At 69.9% G+C, this 17751-nt stretch carries 21 protein-coding genes; 2 read left to right on the top strand and 19 right to left on the bottom strand.

The genetic code is table 11. The annotated features are described in order from the left end of the window. Positions 1–2: 2 nt before the first annotated feature. Genes ACX80U_RS08910 through ACX80U_RS08895 form a run of 4 tightly spaced genes read right to left on the bottom strand, consistent with a single transcriptional unit; the run spans position 3 to position 3791 of the window. Positions 3–608 carry a methylated-DNA--[protein]-cysteine S-methyltransferase gene (locus ACX80U_RS08910; RefSeq protein WP_459268137.1) on the bottom strand — a complete coding sequence of 202 codons (606 nt, stop codon included), beginning with the start codon at positions 606–608 and terminating at the stop codon, positions 3–5. Further along, on the bottom strand, positions 605–1894 hold the full coding sequence (dprA, locus tag ACX80U_RS08905) for a DNA-processing protein DprA (protein WP_459268136.1): 1290 nt from the start codon (positions 1892–1894) through the stop codon (positions 605–607). Before dprA ends, ACX80U_RS08910 begins: the two co-directional genes overlap by 4 nt. Beyond that, a complete protein-coding gene (locus tag ACX80U_RS08900; RefSeq protein WP_459268135.1) occupies positions 1891–3426 on the bottom strand; it encodes a YifB family Mg chelatase-like AAA ATPase in 1536 nt (511 codons plus the stop codon). Before ACX80U_RS08900 ends, dprA begins: the two co-directional genes overlap by 4 nt. Then, entirely contained in the window at positions 3426–3791 is a 366-nt protein-coding gene (locus ACX80U_RS08895; RefSeq protein ID WP_459268134.1) for a YraN family protein, read from the bottom strand. The genes ACX80U_RS08900 and ACX80U_RS08895 overlap by 1 nt, the downstream gene beginning before the upstream one ends. Before the next feature lie 190 nt (positions 3792–3981). Between ACX80U_RS08895 and ACX80U_RS08890 the strand changes: the two genes are divergently transcribed. Further along, positions 3982–4281, top strand: coding sequence for a hypothetical protein (locus ACX80U_RS08890; protein ID WP_208741364.1), 300 nt, complete (start codon positions 3982–3984; stop codon positions 4279–4281). 16 nt (positions 4282–4297) lie between these two features. Here ACX80U_RS08890 and ACX80U_RS08885 read toward each other — a convergent pair whose 3' ends face one another. The 13 genes from ACX80U_RS08885 to ffh all read right to left on the bottom strand — a co-directional run bounded on the left by ACX80U_RS08885 (position 4298) and on the right by ffh (position 14234). Further along, positions 4298–4621, bottom strand: a complete 324-nt coding sequence (locus ACX80U_RS08885; protein ID WP_087075985.1) for a DUF2469 domain-containing protein — start codon at positions 4619–4621, stop codon at positions 4298–4300. Positions 4622–4628: 7 nt separating this feature from the next. Continuing rightward, on the bottom strand, positions 4629–5369 hold the full coding sequence (locus ACX80U_RS08880; protein WP_459268133.1) for a ribonuclease HII: 741 nt from the start codon (positions 5367–5369) through the stop codon (positions 4629–4631). Next, entirely contained in the window at positions 5366–6208 is an 843-nt protein-coding gene (gene lepB / locus ACX80U_RS08875) for a signal peptidase I (protein ID WP_133080690.1), read from the bottom strand. The genes ACX80U_RS08880 and lepB (ACX80U_RS08875) overlap by 4 nt, the downstream gene beginning before the upstream one ends. 83 nt (positions 6209–6291) lie before the next feature. Beyond that, a complete protein-coding gene (lepB, locus tag ACX80U_RS08870) occupies positions 6292–6897 on the bottom strand; it encodes a signal peptidase I (protein ID WP_459268132.1) in 606 nt (201 codons plus the stop codon). A gap of 88 nt (positions 6898–6985) precedes the next feature. After that, positions 6986–7345 (bottom strand): 50S ribosomal protein L19, encoded by a 360-nt coding sequence (gene rplS, locus ACX80U_RS08865; protein ID WP_087075993.1) that lies wholly within the window; start codon positions 7343–7345, stop codon positions 6986–6988. 214 nt (positions 7346–7559) lie between these two features. Beyond that, positions 7560–8351 (bottom strand): tRNA (guanosine(37)-N1)-methyltransferase TrmD, encoded by a 792-nt coding sequence (gene trmD, locus ACX80U_RS08860; protein ID WP_459268131.1) that lies wholly within the window; start codon positions 8349–8351, stop codon positions 7560–7562. Next, on the bottom strand, positions 8351–8926 hold the full coding sequence (gene rimM, locus ACX80U_RS08855) for a ribosome maturation factor RimM (RefSeq protein WP_133080693.1): 576 nt from the start codon (positions 8924–8926) through the stop codon (positions 8351–8353). Before rimM ends, trmD begins: the two co-directional genes overlap by 1 nt. Before the next feature lie 106 nt (positions 8927–9032). Then, complete coding sequence (locus ACX80U_RS08850) at positions 9033–9278, bottom strand: RNA-binding protein (protein WP_104118497.1); 246 nt, start codon at positions 9276–9278, stop codon at positions 9033–9035. A 1-nt stretch (position 9279) separates the two neighbouring features. Then, positions 9280–9684 carry a 30S ribosomal protein S16 gene (rpsP, locus tag ACX80U_RS08845; protein ID WP_104118496.1) on the bottom strand — a complete coding sequence of 135 codons (405 nt, stop codon included), beginning with the start codon at positions 9682–9684 and terminating at the stop codon, positions 9280–9282. 154 nt (positions 9685–9838) lie between these two features. Then, the gene (locus ACX80U_RS08840; RefSeq protein ID WP_208741374.1) at positions 9839–10738 is read right to left on the bottom strand and encodes a VOC family protein; all 900 of its coding nucleotides are present in this window, start codon (positions 10736–10738) and stop codon (positions 9839–9841) included. A gap of 58 nt (positions 10739–10796) precedes the next feature. Then, positions 10797–11903, bottom strand: a complete 1107-nt coding sequence (locus ACX80U_RS08835) for an amidohydrolase family protein (RefSeq protein WP_459268130.1) — start codon at positions 11901–11903, stop codon at positions 10797–10799. A 25-nt stretch (positions 11904–11928) separates the two neighbouring features. Beyond that, a complete protein-coding gene (locus ACX80U_RS08830) occupies positions 11929–12639 on the bottom strand; it encodes an alpha/beta fold hydrolase (RefSeq protein ID WP_133080695.1) in 711 nt (236 codons plus the stop codon). Positions 12640–12647: 8 nt separating this feature from the next. Beyond that, positions 12648–14234, bottom strand: coding sequence for a signal recognition particle protein (gene ffh / locus ACX80U_RS08825; protein ID WP_133080696.1), 1587 nt, complete (start codon positions 14232–14234; stop codon positions 12648–12650). A 179-nt stretch (positions 14235–14413) separates the two neighbouring features. Here ffh and ACX80U_RS08820 point away from each other — a divergent pair, with 179 nt between their 5' ends. Continuing rightward, positions 14414–15853, top strand: a complete 1440-nt coding sequence (locus ACX80U_RS08820; protein WP_459268129.1) for a glucose-6-phosphate dehydrogenase — start codon at positions 14414–14416, stop codon at positions 15851–15853. A 90-nt stretch (positions 15854–15943) separates the two neighbouring features. On the opposite strand, the gene ACX80U_RS08815 is transcribed toward ACX80U_RS08820, so the two are convergent. After that, entirely contained in the window at positions 15944–16282 is a 339-nt protein-coding gene (locus ACX80U_RS08815; protein ID WP_043445797.1) for a P-II family nitrogen regulator, read from the bottom strand. Then, positions 16279–17610: an ammonium transporter gene (locus ACX80U_RS08810; protein ID WP_208741379.1), complete on the bottom strand. Its 1332-nt coding sequence runs from the start codon at positions 17608–17610 to the stop codon at positions 16279–16281. Before ACX80U_RS08810 ends, ACX80U_RS08815 begins: the two co-directional genes overlap by 4 nt. Positions 17611–17751: the final 141 nt, after the last annotated feature.

Here is a 17751-nt window from a genome sequence, read left to right as displayed (position 1 = left end):
CCTCACCCCTGCAAGGGCAGCCCGCAGGACACGATCTTCTCCAGCTCGAGGAGAGTGGTCTTGGCCTCGGGGCCCGCGGCGTACCCCACCACTGATCCGGTGCTGCTGACGACCCGGTGCCCCGGCACGATGATCGAGAGTGGATTGGCCCGGACAGCCGCCCCGATCGCCCGGCCCATGCGCGGATTGCCCAGCTGCTCCGCGATGTCCCGGTAGCTGCGACGTCCCCCGTACGGGATCCGGGCAAGTGCACCCCAGACGCTGAGCTGGAACGGGGTGCCCCGCAGACTGGTCGGGACCTCGAAGACGAGCCGCGACCCGTCGAAGTACTCACCCAGCTCCCGGGCCGCCGTGCCGAGGAGGTCGGCCGTCGCAGCCGGAGGGAACGGGCCGCCCGGAGGGACCACTGTCTGCCGTGCGCCCTCGGGTGTGCCGACCTGCTCCCCCACCGCCCGTCCGAGGAGCAGGGGGGACGGTGGTGGATGGTGTTCGCCGTGATACACGCCGACGACTGCCGACCGATGGGCGACGACGCGCAGCGGTCCGACGGGTGATGGGAGTTCGACGAAGAACCGTTCCTCCTCGAAGTGCTGATCGATGGTGGTCACAGGAGTTCTCCCTCGTGTCTCGGTGGGTTCGGCCGTTCGGGTGGTCCGGAGCTCCCGGTGTCGGGTGGACCCGCCGGATGCGCGGGTGAGCGCTTCGCACGGTGCCACCCGTCACCGGTCCGCTGCGCCAGGCCTGCGAGCTCGAGGCGGGCCAGCCCGCTGATGACGTCGCGCGGGGCGAGCCCCGCGACACGCGACAGCTTGTCCGCCGTGGTCGCCGACCGGACGGGTAGCCCGTCGAGGAGCAGCAGGTCGGGGACGGTCAGGCCGTCCTGGTCCCGTCCCGGAGCGGCCTCCTCCCTGGCTCGATCCCCGAAGGGGACCGCGCCCAGCGGCCCGGCCAGTTCCGCGATGTCGGCTGCATCGGTGACGCAGACGGCGCTTCCGTCCCGGAGCAGCCGATGGCAGCCCGCCGAGTTGGCGGAATGGACAGACCCGGGGACGGCGCCGACGGCCCTGCCGAGCGCGGCCGCGTGATGGGCCGTATTGAGCGCCCCTGACCGCCACCGGGCCTCGACGACCACCGTGACAGCACTGAGCGCCGCGATGAGCCTGTTGCGTTGCAGGAACCGCCACCGCGTGGGTGAACTGCCGGGCGGGACCTCGGAGATCAGCAGCCCCCGGTCCGCGATTCCGCGCTGCAGCTCCTCGTTGCCCGCCGGATAGTACCGGTCGACACCACAGGCGAGGATGGCGAGGGTCGCCGGCCGCTCGTCGACCGCGGACGTCGCGAGGGCTGCCCGATGCGCCTGCGCATCGATGCCGTACGCGCCACCCGACACGATGCAGAAGCCCTGCGTGGTCAACCCGGCGGCGAGGTCCGTCGTCACCGACGAACCGTAGGGCGTGCTGTCCCGCGACCCCACGAGGGCAACCAGTTCGCCGAGGTCGGGAATCGGGTGCCTGCCCCGCACCCACAGGCAGAGCGGAGCAGCGCCCTGCAGGTCGTCCAGCGCTGAGGGCCATTCCTCGGACTCCGGCACGACGAGACGCCCTCGCAGACGGTGCAGGGTCGCCAGATCGCGCTCGGGAGCGAGATCGCGAAGGCGCGGCGACCAGCGGGCCAGTCCCTCCGGCAGGAGGTCCCGGCGCCCCGCGGGGACGTCGAGGACCCGGCACAGCTCGTCCGTCACCGCCGGTCCCGGGGTGATCTCCCTGCGGGCGATACGCAATGCGTCGACAGGCCCGACGACGGACACCAGCCCCAGGCCGAGGGTGTCGGACGCTTCGAACACCCTCGAGAGCGCTGCCCGGGCCAGAGCGGTCCCGCTGATCGGCGCCGTCACGCCGCACTCTCCTGCAGTCGGAAACCGAGCGCGGTGACGACGTCGTCGGCGTCGGGCCGGAGTCGGCCGGCGAGATCGGATATCGTCCAGGCGACGCGCAGGACCCTGTCCCACCCACGCGCACTGACCAGGTTCCGATCCAGAGCCTTGTCGAGGGAGGCCGTGACGGTGCGTGGCAGGGCGAGCTCACCGCGCAGGACCCTGCCCTGCACCTCCGCGTTCGTCGCGTAGTTCCAGGGGCGCAGCCGCTCACGCTGCGCGTCCCGTGCGGCGGCGACACGGAGGGCGACAGCAGCGGACGCTTCGGCGCTCGCTCCGCCGGCGTAGTCGGCGAGACCGACCCGTTGGACCGCCAACTGCAGGTCGACGCGGTCGAGCAGGGGCCCGGAGAGCCGGTTGAAGTACCGGCGGCGCTGCTGCGCCGTGCAGAGGCAATCGATCCCCTTGCCGCTGGCGAGGCCACAGGGGCAGGGGTTGAGCGCCAGGACGAGTTGGAACCTCGCAGGATACGAAGCTGTCCCCGAGGCCCGGTGCAGGACCAGACGACCGCTCTCCAGCGGCTCACGCAGAGCCTCGAGCACCCGGCGCTCGTACTCGGGTGCCTCGTCGAGGAACAGGATGCCCCGATGTGCCCTGGACGCCGCACCGGGCCGGGGTATCCCGCTGCCACCGCCGATGATCGAGGCAGGAGTCGCGGTATGGTGCGGGCTCTCGAAGGGCGGCTGCCGGACCAGCGCGGTGCAGTATCGGTCCCCACTCAGGCTGTGGATCGCGGTCACCTCCATCGCGTGATCGTCGTCGAGGTCGGGAAGGATCCCGGGCAGCCGCTCCGCCAGCATCGTCTTTCCGGCTCCGGGCGGTCCGATCATGAGGAGGTGATGGGCGCCCGCTGCGGCGATCTCGAGCGCATACCTCGCCTCGTACTGGCCGGCGATGTCGGACAGGTCGAGCACCGGGGTTCGCTGAGCGGCGGGCGCCGGCAGTTTCTGCCGGGTTGCCGGATCGGGTAGTTGCACCTGCGCCGCGTCCGCGCCGAAGGCAAGGGCCACCTCGGCCAGCGTCCGGAAGGAGCGCACCTCCACGGTGGCGACCAGTGCGGCCTCGGCCGCATTCTCCTCGGCGACCACCACCCGGTGGTGTCCAGCCCCCGCGGCGGCCATCACGGCGGGCAGCACGCCGCGGACGGGTCGGAGCTGTCCGTCGAGCCCCAGTTCGGCGAGGAAGATGGTCGAGCCGCAGCTCCTGACGTCACCGGCCGCCGCCAGTGCGGACATGACGATCGCGAGGTCGAAGGCTGACCCGCGTTTGGGCAGCGATGCCGGGATGAGGTTCACGGTGATCTTCCGGCGGCTCAGGGGCACTCCTGCGTTCCGGGCTGCCGCGCGGATGCGGTCCTTGGCCTCGTTGAGGGATGCATCCGGCAGGCCGAGCAGGACGAAGGCCGGCAGGGTCTGCCCGATGTCCGCCTCCACCTCGATGACGTGTCCGTTCATACCGATGAGCGACACGGCGTAGGTCCGTCCGAGCGCCATCAGATGACCGCCCGCACATGCTCGATCCGCGGGGTGCCGGAACCGTCATCCAGGACGCCAACGGCGTCGATCCGGAAGCCGCTGAACCTCAGGTCGTGGGCCCGGGCCCATTTGGACGCGAGCAGGTACAGCCGCTCGAGCTTGCTCGCCGTGATGGCCTCCAACGGCTGTCCGAAATCGTCGGAGCTGCGCGTCTTCACCTCGACGATCACGAGCGTGGATCCGTCGACCGCGACGAGGTCGATCTCCCCGACCGGGCACCGCCAGTTCCGGTCGACGATCCTCAGGCCCGCCTGCTCCAGGAAGACCGCCGCCGTCGCTTCCCCGCGACGCCCGAGCTGATCCTTTACCACCATGGCTTCCACCTCCTCCCCCAGCGTCGGGGAAGCGGCGCACGTTCATCGTGGGGGGAGGGGCTATGTGGACAACGGGTGGTGCCGGGCGCCGGGGACCCGGGGAAGAAAGCTGTGGCAGAGGCTCCCCGCCCTTCGTACCGTGGACGGAGAAGCGACGTCGTCCATCCGGCGTCGCCCTGGATGCAGAACGGAGGACACCATGTCAGAGTCGAGCGACATCCTGCCAGGCGGATCCGAGGCGGACCGGCAGGAACAGGGGGCACCCGTCCGAGCCGGCGCGGGCGCGGATCGCACCGGGACGGGGACAGGCGGCTCGGAGGCGGACCTCCAGGAACAGGGCATCTCAGCCGCGTCGGGTGACGACGTCTCCGGCGGCGGCATCGCCGGTGAGGGCACCGGCGGATCGGAGGCTGACCGGCTCGAACAGGCGGCCGACGTCCCGCTGGACGGCGAGGACGCCTTCCCCCACGGCGGAACGGACGACGACCCGACCGCGTGAGCGGCCGGCACTCCGGTCAGCCCAGCGTGCCGTCCTTGGGCAGCGCGATGTCGTCGGACTTCGACAGCTCCTCGACGTTGACGTCCTTGAACGTGATGACGCGGACGTTCTTGACGAACCGCGCCGAACGGTACACGTCCCACACCCAGGCATCCTGCAGCGTCAGGTCGAAGTAGACCTCGCCGTCGGCCGAGCGCGCCTGCAGGTCGACGTTGTTGGCCAGGTAGAACCGGCGCTCGGTCTCCACGACATAGCTGAACAACCCGACGACGTCCCGGTACTCGCGGTAGAGCTGCAGCTCCATGTCGGTTTCGTAGTTCTCAAGATCCTCGGCACTCATTCGACAATCATCCCCCACTTTCGACGCGTGGCATGCCGGGTCCCGCCGAGGTTCCCAGGCGCCACGTCTTCCGGTGATACTCGCTCGCTCCGACGGCGTCGATGGCCGAGCGGTGGCCCTCGGTGGCGTACCCCTTGTTCCCGTCCCAGCCGAACGCCGGATGGTCCCCCGCGAGTGCGACCATCAGGGCGTCGCGCTCCACCTTCGCCAGCACGCTCGCCGCAGCGACGCTCACGCACTTCAGGTCCGCCTTGATCCTGGTGTGGACGGGCGCCGTGCAACCGACCGACTCGACCGGCGCCGTTCGGCCGTCCGTGTCGAAGAGCGCGCCCTGCGACCGGGCGGACAGCCAGTCGTGGTTGCCGTCGAGGATGACCGCGTCGGGCGTCACGACCTCCGTCACCGTCGCCCAGGCGCGGCTCCCTGCGGCGCGCAGGGCGGCCATCAGGCCGAATGCGTCGATCTCGGCCGCCGTCGCGTGCCCGACGGCGGACGCGACGGACCAGCGGCGGATGCGCGGGACCAGCGCCTCACGCTCCCCGGGCTGGAGCAGCTTGCTGTCGCGGACCCCGCGCAGGCCCGTGGCGGCAGCCAGGTCGACGACGACGATGCCGACGGACACGGGACCGGCCAGCGCTCCCCTGCCCACTTCGTCGCATCCGGCGATGTAACGGTGCCCGTCGACGGCGAAGGACTTCTCGACGCCGAGGTTCGGGGCGCTGGACCGTTTCTTACGGAGAGTGGTCATGGTCCTGCAGGGGTGGGCTGTGCCGCGGGCTCGGGATCGGGGACACCGCCGAACACGTCGGGGTGGTTGCCCAGGAATCCGATGCGGGTCAGCGGCCAGGCGATCACGGCCGCCTTGCCCTCGATGTTCTCGATCGCGACGAAGCCCTCCCCGGGCTTGTCCCGGTTCGCCCGCGAATCGGCGGAGGCGTTGCGGTGGTCACCCATCACCCAGACCTTCCCCTCGGGTACGACGACGTCGAACGGAAGGTCGGAGGGATTGGCGCCGGGGAAGAGGTAGGGCTCGTCGAGGGGCTCACCGTTGACCGTGAGCCTGCCCTCGGCATCGCAGCAGATGACGTGGTCGCCGGGCAGCCCGATGACGCGCTTCACGAGGTGCTGCTGTGATTCGTCGGGAGCGAGCCCGATGAAGATGAGCGCTTCCTTCAGCCAGCTCACCTGGACCGCGGCCTGGGGCGGCAGCCAACCCTCGGTGTCGCGGAAGACGACGATGTCGCCGCGCTGCAGGTCGAAGGGCTGCGGCACGAGCTGGTTCACGAAGATGCGGTCGTCGATCTCGAGGGTCTCCTCCATGGAGCCCGACGGGATGAAGAACGCACGGAACAGGAACGTCTTGATGAGGAAGGACAGCACGAGCGCGATGACCACGATCGTCGCGATCTCCTTCAGCCACGCGCCGAAACCGTGGTCGGCGTCCTTCTTGCGGCGCTTCGAGGGCCTCCCGGTGTCGCCTGCGTCGTCGGCGGCGGTCCCCGGGGCGCTCTCCGTGTCCGGATCGGGTGCATTGGTCGCGGGGGCCTCTGCGCCCGAGGGTGACTTCCTGCGGAAGCTCCGTGCCATGTGCTGGTGTCCTCTGTGGTCGGAATACCCGGCGGCCACCCACCGGAGGAAGTTCTACGAGAGCGCCGGTCCGGCCTCCCGGATCAGCCGGCAGGGCGCTCGATCGGCGCGAACCGGTCAAGGGGCCAGACTAGCTGAAAGGCACGCCCGATGATCCGATCCTCCGCGATCAGCCCGCCTCCCGGCGCGCCGAGGAGGGACCGGGAATCCATCGAGGCCGAACGGTGGTCGCCGAGGAGCCAGACGCGGCCCTCGGGCACCACGACGTCGAACGCGTTCTCACTCGCCGCGTCACCCGGATGGAGGTACGGCTCGTCCAGCCCGTCCCCGTTGACGGTCAGGCGACCGTCCACAGAGCAGCACACCACGTGGTCACCGCCGACACCCACGACACGCTTCACGTACACGGTGTCGCTGCCGCTGAGACCCAGCCACTGCCCAGTCCCGGCGACGATCCGTTCGGGGAGACTGCGCGGATCGGTGATCGGGTCGAAGGACCCCCGGCCGTCGAAGACGACGACGTCGCCGCGCCGCACGCTGCCACGCGTGTCCTCGAACTTGCTGACGAGCACCCGGTCACCCTCGGTGAGCAGGGGTTCCATCGACGCGGACGGGATGAAGTAGACGTCGATGAGGAAGCCGCGCACGAGGCCCGTGAGCAGGGCCGCGACGAGGACGGCGGAGAACACGAAACGCCAGCCCGTACAGCGGGACCGGCGTTTCGTGTGCTCTCCGACCGGAGACCGGGAAGCGGGGGTTTCGTGCACCTTCAGGAGGTTACTTGACCGTCTTGGGGTCGCGCTTCTCCTTGATCTTGGCTGCCTTGCCGCGCAGTTCGCGCATGTAGTACAGCTTGGCGCGGCGCACGTCGCCCTTGGAGACGACCTCGATCTTGTCGAGCACCGGGCTGTGGACGGGGAACGTACGCTCCACGCCGACTCCGAAGCTCACCTTGCGCACCGTGAAGGTCTCGCGGATGCCATCGCCCTGGCGGCCGACGACGAAGCCCTTGAAGATCTGAACACGGGTGTTCTTGCCTTCGATGATGTTGACGTGGACGTTGACGGTGTCGCCGGCGCGGAAGTCGGGGACGTTGTCGCGGAACGATCCGGCGTCAACGGAATCGAGAATATGCATGTTGATGCTCCTGGTGAACGCCACAGGTCATTCACGTTGGTCACGACGGTCAAGGACCGGGCGTGGACCCGGGCAATGCCGTCGAAGAAAGGATTCCCGGTCGGTCCGGAGGTCCGGCGGCCGGTGTGTGGAACTGTTGGCTGGACTCCCCCTGTGGCAGGGTCCGGCCCAGTGGACACAATCTACGATTATTCCACAGGGGCGGCGCAGACTGCTAATGCTCCGGCCGGATCAGCCTGCCGTCGACGACGTCGAATCCCGCTGCGCGCAGGGCCTTGAGGTCCACCTTCGTCAGTGCCCCGGTGTCGACGCCTGCCAGGAGGTCCGGGCGCCGTTCGGCCGTCCGGTGGAACTGCTCGAGGCGCCGCCACTCGGCGATCTTCGCGTGGTTCCCGCTGAGGAGGACCTCGGGGATGTCCCGGCCCCGCCAGGACGAGGGTTTCGTGTACACCGGGTATTCGAGCAGGCCGTCGGAGTGGGACTCCTCGACGAGCGACTCCGGGTTGCCGACGACGCCGGGGATCAGGCGCCCCACGGCCTCGACCATGGCGAGGACGGCCACCTCCCCGCCGTTGAGGACGTAGTCGCCGAGCGAGACGGGCCGGACGTCGAAGTCCCCGCGCGCCCAGTCGATCGCCCGCTCGTCGATGCCCTCGTAGCGGCCGCAGGCGAACACCAGGTGATCGAGTTCGGCGAGCTCGTACGCCATGGCCTGGTCGAACACCGCGCCGGCGGGCGAGGGGACGATCAGGGTGGGGCGCCGCTCCGCCGCGGGGGCTCCGTCGAGGACGGATTCGAGGGCCTGCGCCCAGGGCTCGGCCTTCATGACCATGCCCGCCCCGCCCCCGTAGGGCGTGTCGTCGACGGTCCGGTGCCGGTCCGTCGTGAAGGAGCGGAGGTCGTGCACGCGTACGTCGAGGACGCCGTCCTGCCGCGCCTTGCCGATGAGCGACAGGTCGAGGGCGGCGAGGTACTCCGGGAAGATGGAGACGACGTCGATCCGCACTAGCCGCGCGCCCCGTCCTCGGGTGCTGCGACGTCGTCGCCGTCGTCGGGCGCCTGGTTGGAGCCCGGGGTGTTGAGGTCGAAGAGCCCGGCCGGCGGCACAATTGTCACGAAGCCGGCCTCGGGATCGACGTCCGGGACGATCTCGCCGACGAACGGGACGAGCGCCTCATGGCCGGTGGTGAGTTCGACGACGAGGAGGTCCTGGACGGCCATGGTCCGCAGGCCCGTCACCTTGCCCACGGATTCGCCGTCGACCCGGACGTCCAGTCCCACGAGCTCGTGCTCGTACCAGGCGTCGTCGTCCGCGTCCTCCGATCCGGCGGTATCGAGGAAGAGCTTCGCGCCGCGCAGCGTCTCGGCCTGGTTGCGGTCGGGGACCTGCTCGAAACCGACGATCAGGATGTCCTTGTTCCAGCGCGCCTTGACCACGGTCAGTTCGGTCACCGCGGCGTCCTCGACCCGGAAGGTCTCGCCCGGTTCGAAACGGTCCTCGGGAGCGTCCGTGAAGAGCTGGACCGTCACCTCGCCCCGGATGCCGTGGGGCTTGCCGATCCTGGCTACCAGTACTTCCATCGCGCTGCTCCTGCTGGGTGTGGTCGGTGTACATGAGATCGGCCCCACCACCAGGTACTGGTAGTGGGGCCGATCGAAAGTTCGTGCCGTGAAAGCTCTGGCGGGGTCAGCCCCGGCGGCGGTCGGTGTCCACGACGTCGACCCGTACCGGCTCGCCGTCCGCGAGGGCGGCGACCACGGTGCGCAGCGCCCGGGCGGTGCGCCCCTGGCGGCCGATCACGCGGCCGAGATCCTCCTGGTGGACGCGCACCTCGAGCGTCTCGCCGCGGCGGTTGTTCTTCGCGGAGACCCGGACGTCGTCCGGGTTGTCGACGATGCCGCGGACGAGGTGCTCCAGAGCTTCGGCCAGCAACTTACTCTGCCTCGGTGGCTTCCGCGGCGGCGTCGTCGTTCTTCTTCGCCTTCGGCGTGATGGCCTCGGGGACGATCACCGAGCCCTTCTCGGGGGCGACGAACGACTCCTTGGCTGCCTTGGTCCTCAGGGTGCCTTCCTGGCCCTTGAGTCCCTTGAACTTCTGCCAGTCACCGGTGATCTTCAGCAGTACGGAGACCTGCTCGGTCGGCTGGGCGCCGACGCCGAGCCAGTACTGCGCACGCTCGGAGTTGATCTCGATGAACGAGGGCTCCTCGGTGGGGTTGTACTTACCGATCTCTTCGAGGGCACGGCCATCACGCTTGGAGCGTGCATCCATGACGACGACACGGTAGAAAGGTGCGCGGATCTTGCCCATGCGCTTGAGGCGAATCTTTACGGCCACTTGTGTGGTCACTCCTTGTAAATGAAAAGGGGCGAACCCGTCGTCCTGCTCCCGTGGGGCGGGCCATTTCGAGGGGTTCAAAGGACACAATTCACGCACAGAGAGAGGGGCTGCACGGATCGAGTACGAGTCCATTGTGCCAGACGGCGGGAAATTAGGCGATTCCGCCGCCCTGGCCGGGGACGGCCACGCGCAGCCGGTTGCGCCAGGGATCCTCGAAGCGCAGCTCGGCGCCCGTGGAGTGGTTCGCGACGCCCGCGGAGGACAGCCGGTCGGCCAGGGCGCCCACCTCGTCGGCGGACGGCACGCTGATCAGGACCTCGCCCAGGCCGAGCGTGTCCTTGCGGGGTCCGGCTCCCCTGCTGTTCCACACGTTCATGGCCATGTGGTGGTGGTATCCGCCGGCCGACACGAACAGTGCCTGGTCGTGCCAGCCCGCAGTCCGCTCGAAGCCGAGCACGTCCACGTAGAACCGGCGCGCGGTGTCGACGTCGCCCACCTGCAGGTGCACGTGGCCCACGTCCGCGCTCCTCGATGCGGCGTCGGACACGGCCGCCTCGGTGAGGTGCTCGTCGATGTACGCCTGCGGGGACAGGGGCAGGCTGTCCATGACGACCGATCGGTTCCCCCGCGCGTCCTGCGACCAGTCCCAGGTGTCCCTCGGGCGGTCGAAGTACAGCTCGATACCGTTGCCCTCCGGGTCGGTGAAGTAGAACGCCTCGCTGACGAGGTGGTCGGCGCTGCCGACGAAGGAGCTGAGCGGGTGCCGGGCGGCCGAGGCGACGGCCGCTGCGAGGTCGGAACGGTCGGCGAACAGGAGCGCCGTGTGGAACAGTCCGGCCTCCCCGCGCGGCGGGAGATGCAGGTGCCGGGCCTCCTCGAGGCGGACCACGGCCTTCCCCCGGCGCCCCAGGACGACCGCGTCGGCGCCGTCCTCGAGCACCTGGAGGCCGAGAGCCGTGGCGTAGTAGGTGGACAGGAGGGCGAGGTCGCCGACCTTGAGGGTCAGCGTTCCCATGGCGGTGTCGGTGGGCAACAGGTCCTGCGGGTGCATTGCGGCTCCTCGGGCGGTCGACGGTCGGTCACCCCGTACAACTAATTGAAGCTTCAAGTTATTCCGCTGCTGCGGTCCGCACCACGGCTCCGCGCAGGACGACGGCCCGGAGGGAGGCGAGGGTGCCGATGTCCTGGCGGGGATCGGAGGAGCACACCACGGCGTCGGCGCTCGCACCCTCCTCGATGCCGGGGAAGCCGAGCCAGCGCCGCGCTGCCCAGCAGCCGGCGTCGAGTGCCGCCGACGCGCCGAGACCCGCGGCGGCGAGCGCGGCGATCTCGTCGGGGAGCCGGCCGTGCGCGATCACGCTGCCGGCGTCGGTTCCCGCGTAGACCGGGATGCCGGCGTCGTAGGCACGGCGCACCATCTCCTCCCGCCCGCCCCACAGGCGCCGCATGTGCGCCGCGTAGTCGGGGAACTTCTGCTGCGCGCCGTCGGCGATGACCGGGAACGTGTCGACATTGACGAGCGTGGGCACGATCGCCACGCCCTGCTCCACGAAACGGGGAACGTGCCGGGGCAGCATGCCCGTGGCGTGCTCGATGCAGTCGATCCCGGCGTCGAGCATGCCGTCGAGCGTCGCGGCGGCGAAGCAGTGGGCGGTGACGCGCGCCCCCTCGGCGTGGGCGGCGTCGACGGCGTCCCTGAGCGCGGCGGGCGGGAAGGCGGGGACGAGGTCTCCGACGGACCGGTCGATCCAGTCCCCCACGATCTTCACCCAGCCGTCCCCGAGCCTCGCCTGGTCGGCCACGGCGCCGGCCAGCTGCGCGGGTTCCACCTCGACGGCGTAGTCGCGGAAGTAGCACCGGGTACGGGCGACGTGCCGGCCGGCCCGCACCAGGCGCGGCAGGTCCGCGCGGCGCTGCACCCACCGGGTGTCGTTGACGACGCCGGCGTCGCGGACGAGGAGCGTCCCCGCGTCCCGGTCCTGCAGGGCCTGCTGCTCGGCCAGCGCGTCCGGCACACGGCCCCGCCGGTCGAGCCCGATATGGCAGTGCGCGTCGACGAGGCCGGGCAGCACCCAGCCCGAGAGGGTCTGCACGGGGGTGCCGGGCGGCCTCGCGAAGGTGAACCGGCCGTGCTGCACGTAGACGTCGGGCACCGTGCGCGTCGGCGACAGCAGCACCGTACCGGTGAGGTGGAGGAACCCCTCGGGATGCGTCACGGCGCCCGGCGGGCCGGGACGGCGGTCACGCCGCCGCCCGCACGGTACCGGCGCGCAGGAAGGCCCGGATCAGTGCGTCCCCCTGCGGCGTGTCGTGGGGGCGGTGGCCGCCGGGGACGACGCGGTGCACGGCCCCGGTCCCGGCGAGGTACTCGGCGACCTCCTCGTAGAGCGGCTCCCAGCCCCCGGTGAGGACCAGGGTCGGCACCCCGGGCACGATCGACAGCGGCGCCTCCCACGGCGGGCTCTGCAGCCGCAGCCTCGCGGCATCCCGACGCTCCTCCCCCGAGGTGGCCGGCCGCGCGTCCGCGGAGAACATGCGGCGCACGAACGCGCGGAGGAACTCCTCGTCGGACAGGGCGTGGCGCTCGGCGAACAGCGGCGCCATCAGCTCGATGTGGGCACGGGTGGCAGGGAGGTCCGCCGTCAGGGAGAGGCACGCCGGCTCGACGAGGGTGAGGGAGCGCACGAGGTCCGGGCGTTCGACGGCGAGCATCATCGCGGAAACCGCGCCCTGCGAGTGGGCGACGACGTGTCCGCCGTCGCCCAGAGCCTCGGCGACGATCTCCTGGTCACGGCCGTGGTCGGTCGGCAGCGGATCCGCATCCGGGGCGAACCCGTGCCGCCGCAGGTACAGGCAGTCGAAGTCGAGCGACAGTCCATGCTGCTTCGGCCAGGCCGCGGCGCCGAAGCTGCCGCTGCCGTGGACGAAGACGACCCGCTCGAGGTTCGGCACCGCCCGCGCTACTTCCCGAGGAACTTCTCGAAGCCCTTCGGGAGGTTCATGGCCGACGGGTCGAAGTCCGGCTGCCCGCCGCCGAACGCGGCACCGGTGGGTGCCGCGGTACGGGCGGCGGAACGGCGTGCCTCGGCGTCCTGCAGCTCCTGGGCCGCCTTCGCGGGATTGCCCGAGCGGGGCTTCTTCTTGCCCTTGGCCGCAGCCGCCTTCGTCTTGCGGGGGCCGCCGAACCCGCCGGGGCCCGCCATGCCGGGCATCCCGGGGATGCCGCCGCCGGAAGCCATCTTCTTCATCATCTTCTGGGCCTGCGTGAAGCGTTCCAGCAGGCCGTTCACCTCGGACACGTGCACGCCCGAGCCACGGGCGATCCTCGCGCGGCGGGACCCGTTGATGATCTTGGGTGCGACGCGCTCGTGCGGTGTCATCGAGCGGACGATCGCCTCGACGCGGTCGATCTCCCGCTCGTCGAAGTTCTCCAGCTGCTCGCGCATGTTGGCGGCACCGGGCATCATCATGAGCATCTTCTTCATGGAGCCCATGTTGCGGATCTGCTGCATCTGCGCCAGGAAGTCGTCGAGCGTGAAGTCCTCCTGGTCGGCGAACTTCTTCGCCATCCGGGCCGCTTCGTCCTTGTCCCAGGACTGCTCCGCCTGCTCGATCAGTGTCAGGATGTCGCCCATGTCCAGGATGCGCGAGGCCATCCGGTCCGGGTGGAACAGCTCGAAGTCGTTCAGTCCCTCACCCGTGGAGGCGAACATGACCGGCTTGCCGGTCACGGACGCGACCGAGAGCGCCGCGCCACCGCGGGCGTCGCCGTCGAGCTTCGTCAGGACGACGCCGGTGAAGTCCACGCCCTCGTTGAACGCGAGGGCCGTGTTGACGGCGTCCTGGCCGATCATCGCGTCGATGACGAACAGGACCTCGTCGGGGCTGATGGCCGCGCGGATGTCTGCGGCCTGCTGCATCAGTTCGGCGTCCACGCCCAGGCGGCCGGCCGTGTCGACGATGACGACGTCGTGCAGGCGGGCGCGCGCCTCGGCGACACCCTGGCGGGCCACGGCGACGGGATCGCCGGTCGCGGCCTCGAAGTCGGAGCTGACACCCGGGTGGGGGGCGTAGACGGGAACACCGGCGCGCTCACCGTTGACCTGGAGCTGGCGCACGGCGTTGGGGCGCTGGAGGTCGCAGGCGACGAGCAGCGGGCTGTGCCCCTGGCCCTTGAGCCACTTGGACAGCTTGCCCGCGAGGGTGGTCTTGCCCGCGCCCTGGAGGCCGGCCAGCATGATGACGGTCGGCGGGTTCTTCGCGAGCTTGATGCGCCGGGTCTCGCCGCCGAGGATCCCCACGAGTTCCTCGTTGACGATCTTGACGACCTGCTGGCCCGGGTTCAGGGCCTGGGACACCTCGAGGCCGAGTGCACGTTCCTTGACGGCGGCCGTGAAGGCCCTGACCACGGGGACGGCGACGTCGGCGTCGAGCAGGGCTCGACGAATCTCGCGGACGGTGGCATCGATGTCCGCCTCAGTGAGGCGGCCCTTGCCGCGGAGGTTCTTGAAGGTCGCAGTCAGCCGGTCGGAGAGTGAATTGAACACGTGCCGTGAACTACTTTCATCGGGAGATTTGGAGATCCAACTCCCAAGCCTACCAACTGGGGTCCGCCGAGGGGTGTCCTTCCGGCGGCAGGCGGCGGTGCACCACGTCCCGGGAGCGCAACCGGCGACGCATTGCCCGAGTGCGGGACAGGCACAGGGATAAGTGGCAAGGTGAAGAGGTGGATACTCACTCTCTCGCAGAACATGACACCATTCCCGCCGAGGCCGACACCCGGGTCAAGACGCTCCTCATCCTGGGGGCGTCCGGGGACCTCACGGGGCGCCTGCTGCTCCCGGGTCTGGCGCGGCTCATCCGGCTCGGGCGCGCCGACGGGCTGAAGCTCGTGGGCGCGGGATCCGATGACTGGACGGACGAGCAGTGGCGCGAACGCGTCGATGGGGCGTTCGCCGCGGCCCTGGAGAAGGCCGACGACGCCGGTCGGGCGTCGCTCCAGCAGGTGCGGGACAACAGCTCGTACCACCTGATCGACGTCACCCAGGACGGCCTGGCCGACCTGGTGCGGACGCTGGAGGGGCCGGTGGCGCTGTACTTCGCCCTGCCCCCGGCCATCAGCCAGAAGGCCTGCAGCGCCCTGGGGCCGGACTCGCTGCCAAAGAGCACGCGCCTCGTCATGGAGAAGCCCTTCGGGACGGACCAGGCGTCGGCGCACAGCCTCAACGACAAGCTGGCCGGACTCGTCCCGGAGCAGAACATCCACCGCGTGGACCACTTCCTCGGCAAGGCGACGGTCTTCAACATCCTCGGGCTGCGCTTCGCCAACCGGATCCTCGAACCCGTCTGGAACAACCTCCACATCGAGAAGGTCGAGGTGATCTTCGACGAGGATCTCGCGCTCGAGAACCGCGCGCGCTACTACGACGGCGCGGGTGCCCTGCGGGACATGATCCAGAGCCACCTGCTGCACGTCATGGCCCTCCTGGCGCTCAACGCGCCGTCGACCCTGCACGAACGCGACCTGCGGGACCATATCGGCTCGATCCTCCGGGCGAGTTCGGTGGACCTCGACAGCCCGGGCAGCAGCCGTCGCGCCCGGTACACCGCCGGCACGATCGGCGACCGGCAGATCCCCGACTACGCCGCGGAACCCGGCGTCGATCCGTCGCGGGGCACCGAGACCCTCGCGGAGGTCACCGTGTCGATCAACAACGAACGCTGGTCGGGCGTCCCGTTCGTGCTCCGCTCCGGCAAGGCCCTCGGCGTCAAGCGCAAGGAGGCGGTCATCACGTTCCGGCCCGTCAGCCACCTCCCCGTCGGCTTCACCGGGCAGGACGCCCCGACGAAGCTGCGCATCGGCTTCGGCCCCGACACCCTGCAGCTCGAACTCGACGTCAACGGACCGGGCGACATCTTCTCGCTGGACCGGGCGACCCTCAGTGCGGACCTCAACGAGACCGACCTGCTCCCCTACGGCGAGGTGCTCGACGGCGTGCTCGCGGGAGATCCGACCCTCTCCGTCCGTGGTGACACCGCCGAGGACTGCTGGCGCATCGTGGAACCGGTCCTGCGCGCCTGGTCGGAGGACCGGGTGCCGCTCGAGGAGTACCCGGCAGGGTCGGGCGGGCCCGAGTCCTGGCCGTCCTCGCACGGCCGGGCCTAGCCGCCGGCCCGACGCATACGCAAAGGAAGGGCTGCCACATCGTGGCAGCCCTTCGTTGTGTATGACCGGTGTCCCGGTGTTTCCCCGTCCCTAGAGTGCGGCCTCTCCGCGCTCGCCCGTGCGGACGCGGACCGCTTCCTCCACGGGGATCACCCACACCTTGCCGTCGCCGGCCCGGCCCGTGTTGGCCGTGGAGACCAGGACGTCGACGATGTCGGTGACCCAGGCGTCGGCGACGAGGACCTCGACGCGCGCCTTCTGCAGGAGGTCCACCGTGTACTCGGCCCCGCGGTACACCTCGGTGTGGCCGCGCTGGCGGCCGTAGCCGCTGGCCTGGCTGACCGTGAGGCCCTGCACGCCGTAGTTCTCCAGGGCGCCCCTGACGCCGTCGAGCTTGTCGGGACGAACGATTGCTGTCACCAGTTTCATGAATGTATGCCCTCCGTGACGTTCTGCTGGGTGGTCTGTGGCTGCGCGGTCTTCTGCTGGGACAGCGCCTGCTCGGCGAAGGGGTGGAAGGATCCGCCCACTCCCAGGCCGCCGAATTCGTAGGCGGTCTCGGCGTGCTCCGAGAGGTCGATGCCGGACACCTCGTTGTCGGAGCTGACGCGGAACCCGATGGTCTTGTGGATCGCGAGTCCGATGATCGCGGTCATGATCGCGGACAGTGCGATGGCGATGGCCGCCGCGACGATCTGGGCGACGAGCTGGCCGACGCCACCGCCGTAGAAGAGTCCGCCACCCGCACCCTCGACGGGCAGTGCGATGAACCCGAGGGACAGCGTGCCGACGATACCGGCGACGAGGTGGACGGCGACGACGTCGAGCGAGTCGTCGAAGCCGAGGCGGTACTTGATGCCGACGGCGAGGGCGCAGACCGCTCCCGAGACGATCCCGAGGCCCACGGCGCCGATCGGGCTGACGTTGGCGCAGGCCGGGGTGATGGCGACGAGTCCGGCCACGATCCCCGATGCGGCACCGAGGGAGGTGGGGCGGCCGTCGCGGATGCGTTCGGTCATGAGCCAGCCGACCATCGCGGCCGCGGGGGCCGCCATGGTGTTGACCCAGATGAGGCCGGCCTCCTCGGCCGTGCCCGCGGCGCCTCCGTTGAAGCCGAACCAGCCGAACCACAGGAGTGCGGCGCCGAGCATGACGAACGGGATGTTGTGGGGGCGCTGCGCGGGGTCCTTGCCGAAGCCCTGCCGCTTGCCGAGGATCAGCGCGAGGACCAGTGCGGCGACGCCGGCACTGATGTGGACGACCGTGCCACCCGCGAAGTCGATGGCCTCACCGACGGCACCACCGACGGCGCCGTCGGCGCTGAGGAGTCCGCCACCCCAGACCATGAAGGCGAGGGGGCAGTAGACCAGGGTGACCCAGATCGGCACGAACAGTGTCCAGGCGCCGAACTTCGCGCGGTCGGCGATCGCCCCGCTGATGAGCGCCACCGTGATGATGGCGAAGGTGGCCCCGTAGCCGGCGCCGATGAGGTCCTCGGTCCCGATCAGGCTGTTCAGCCCGAAGGAGGCGAAGGGGTTGCCGAAGAGCTGTGCGACGCCGTCCCCGCCGGTCATCGAGTAGCCCCAGAGGACCCAGACGACTCCCACGAGCCCGACGGCGACGAAGCTCATCATCATCATGTTCAGTGCGGCCTTGGCGCGCGTCATCCCGCCGTAGAAGAAGGCGAGGCCGGGGGTCATGAGGAGTACGAGGGCGGCTGAGATCATCACCCAGACGTGACCTGCTGTCAGATCCATCAAACACGATCCTTCCAAAGGGGCGGGGACTTCCCGCTCCTCCAGAATGCGATGATCGTGTTTCCGTCCCTGGGGCATCACATTGCCGGCAAGTTACAACACTCTCACCGACGTAAAAGACGCGTGACACCGATGTTTCCG

It is taken from the genome of Arthrobacter sp. TmT3-37 (assembly GCF_054510835.1).
The sequence above is the reverse complement of the archived record's forward strand: the minus strand, read 5'-3'. Positions and strand labels throughout refer to the sequence as shown.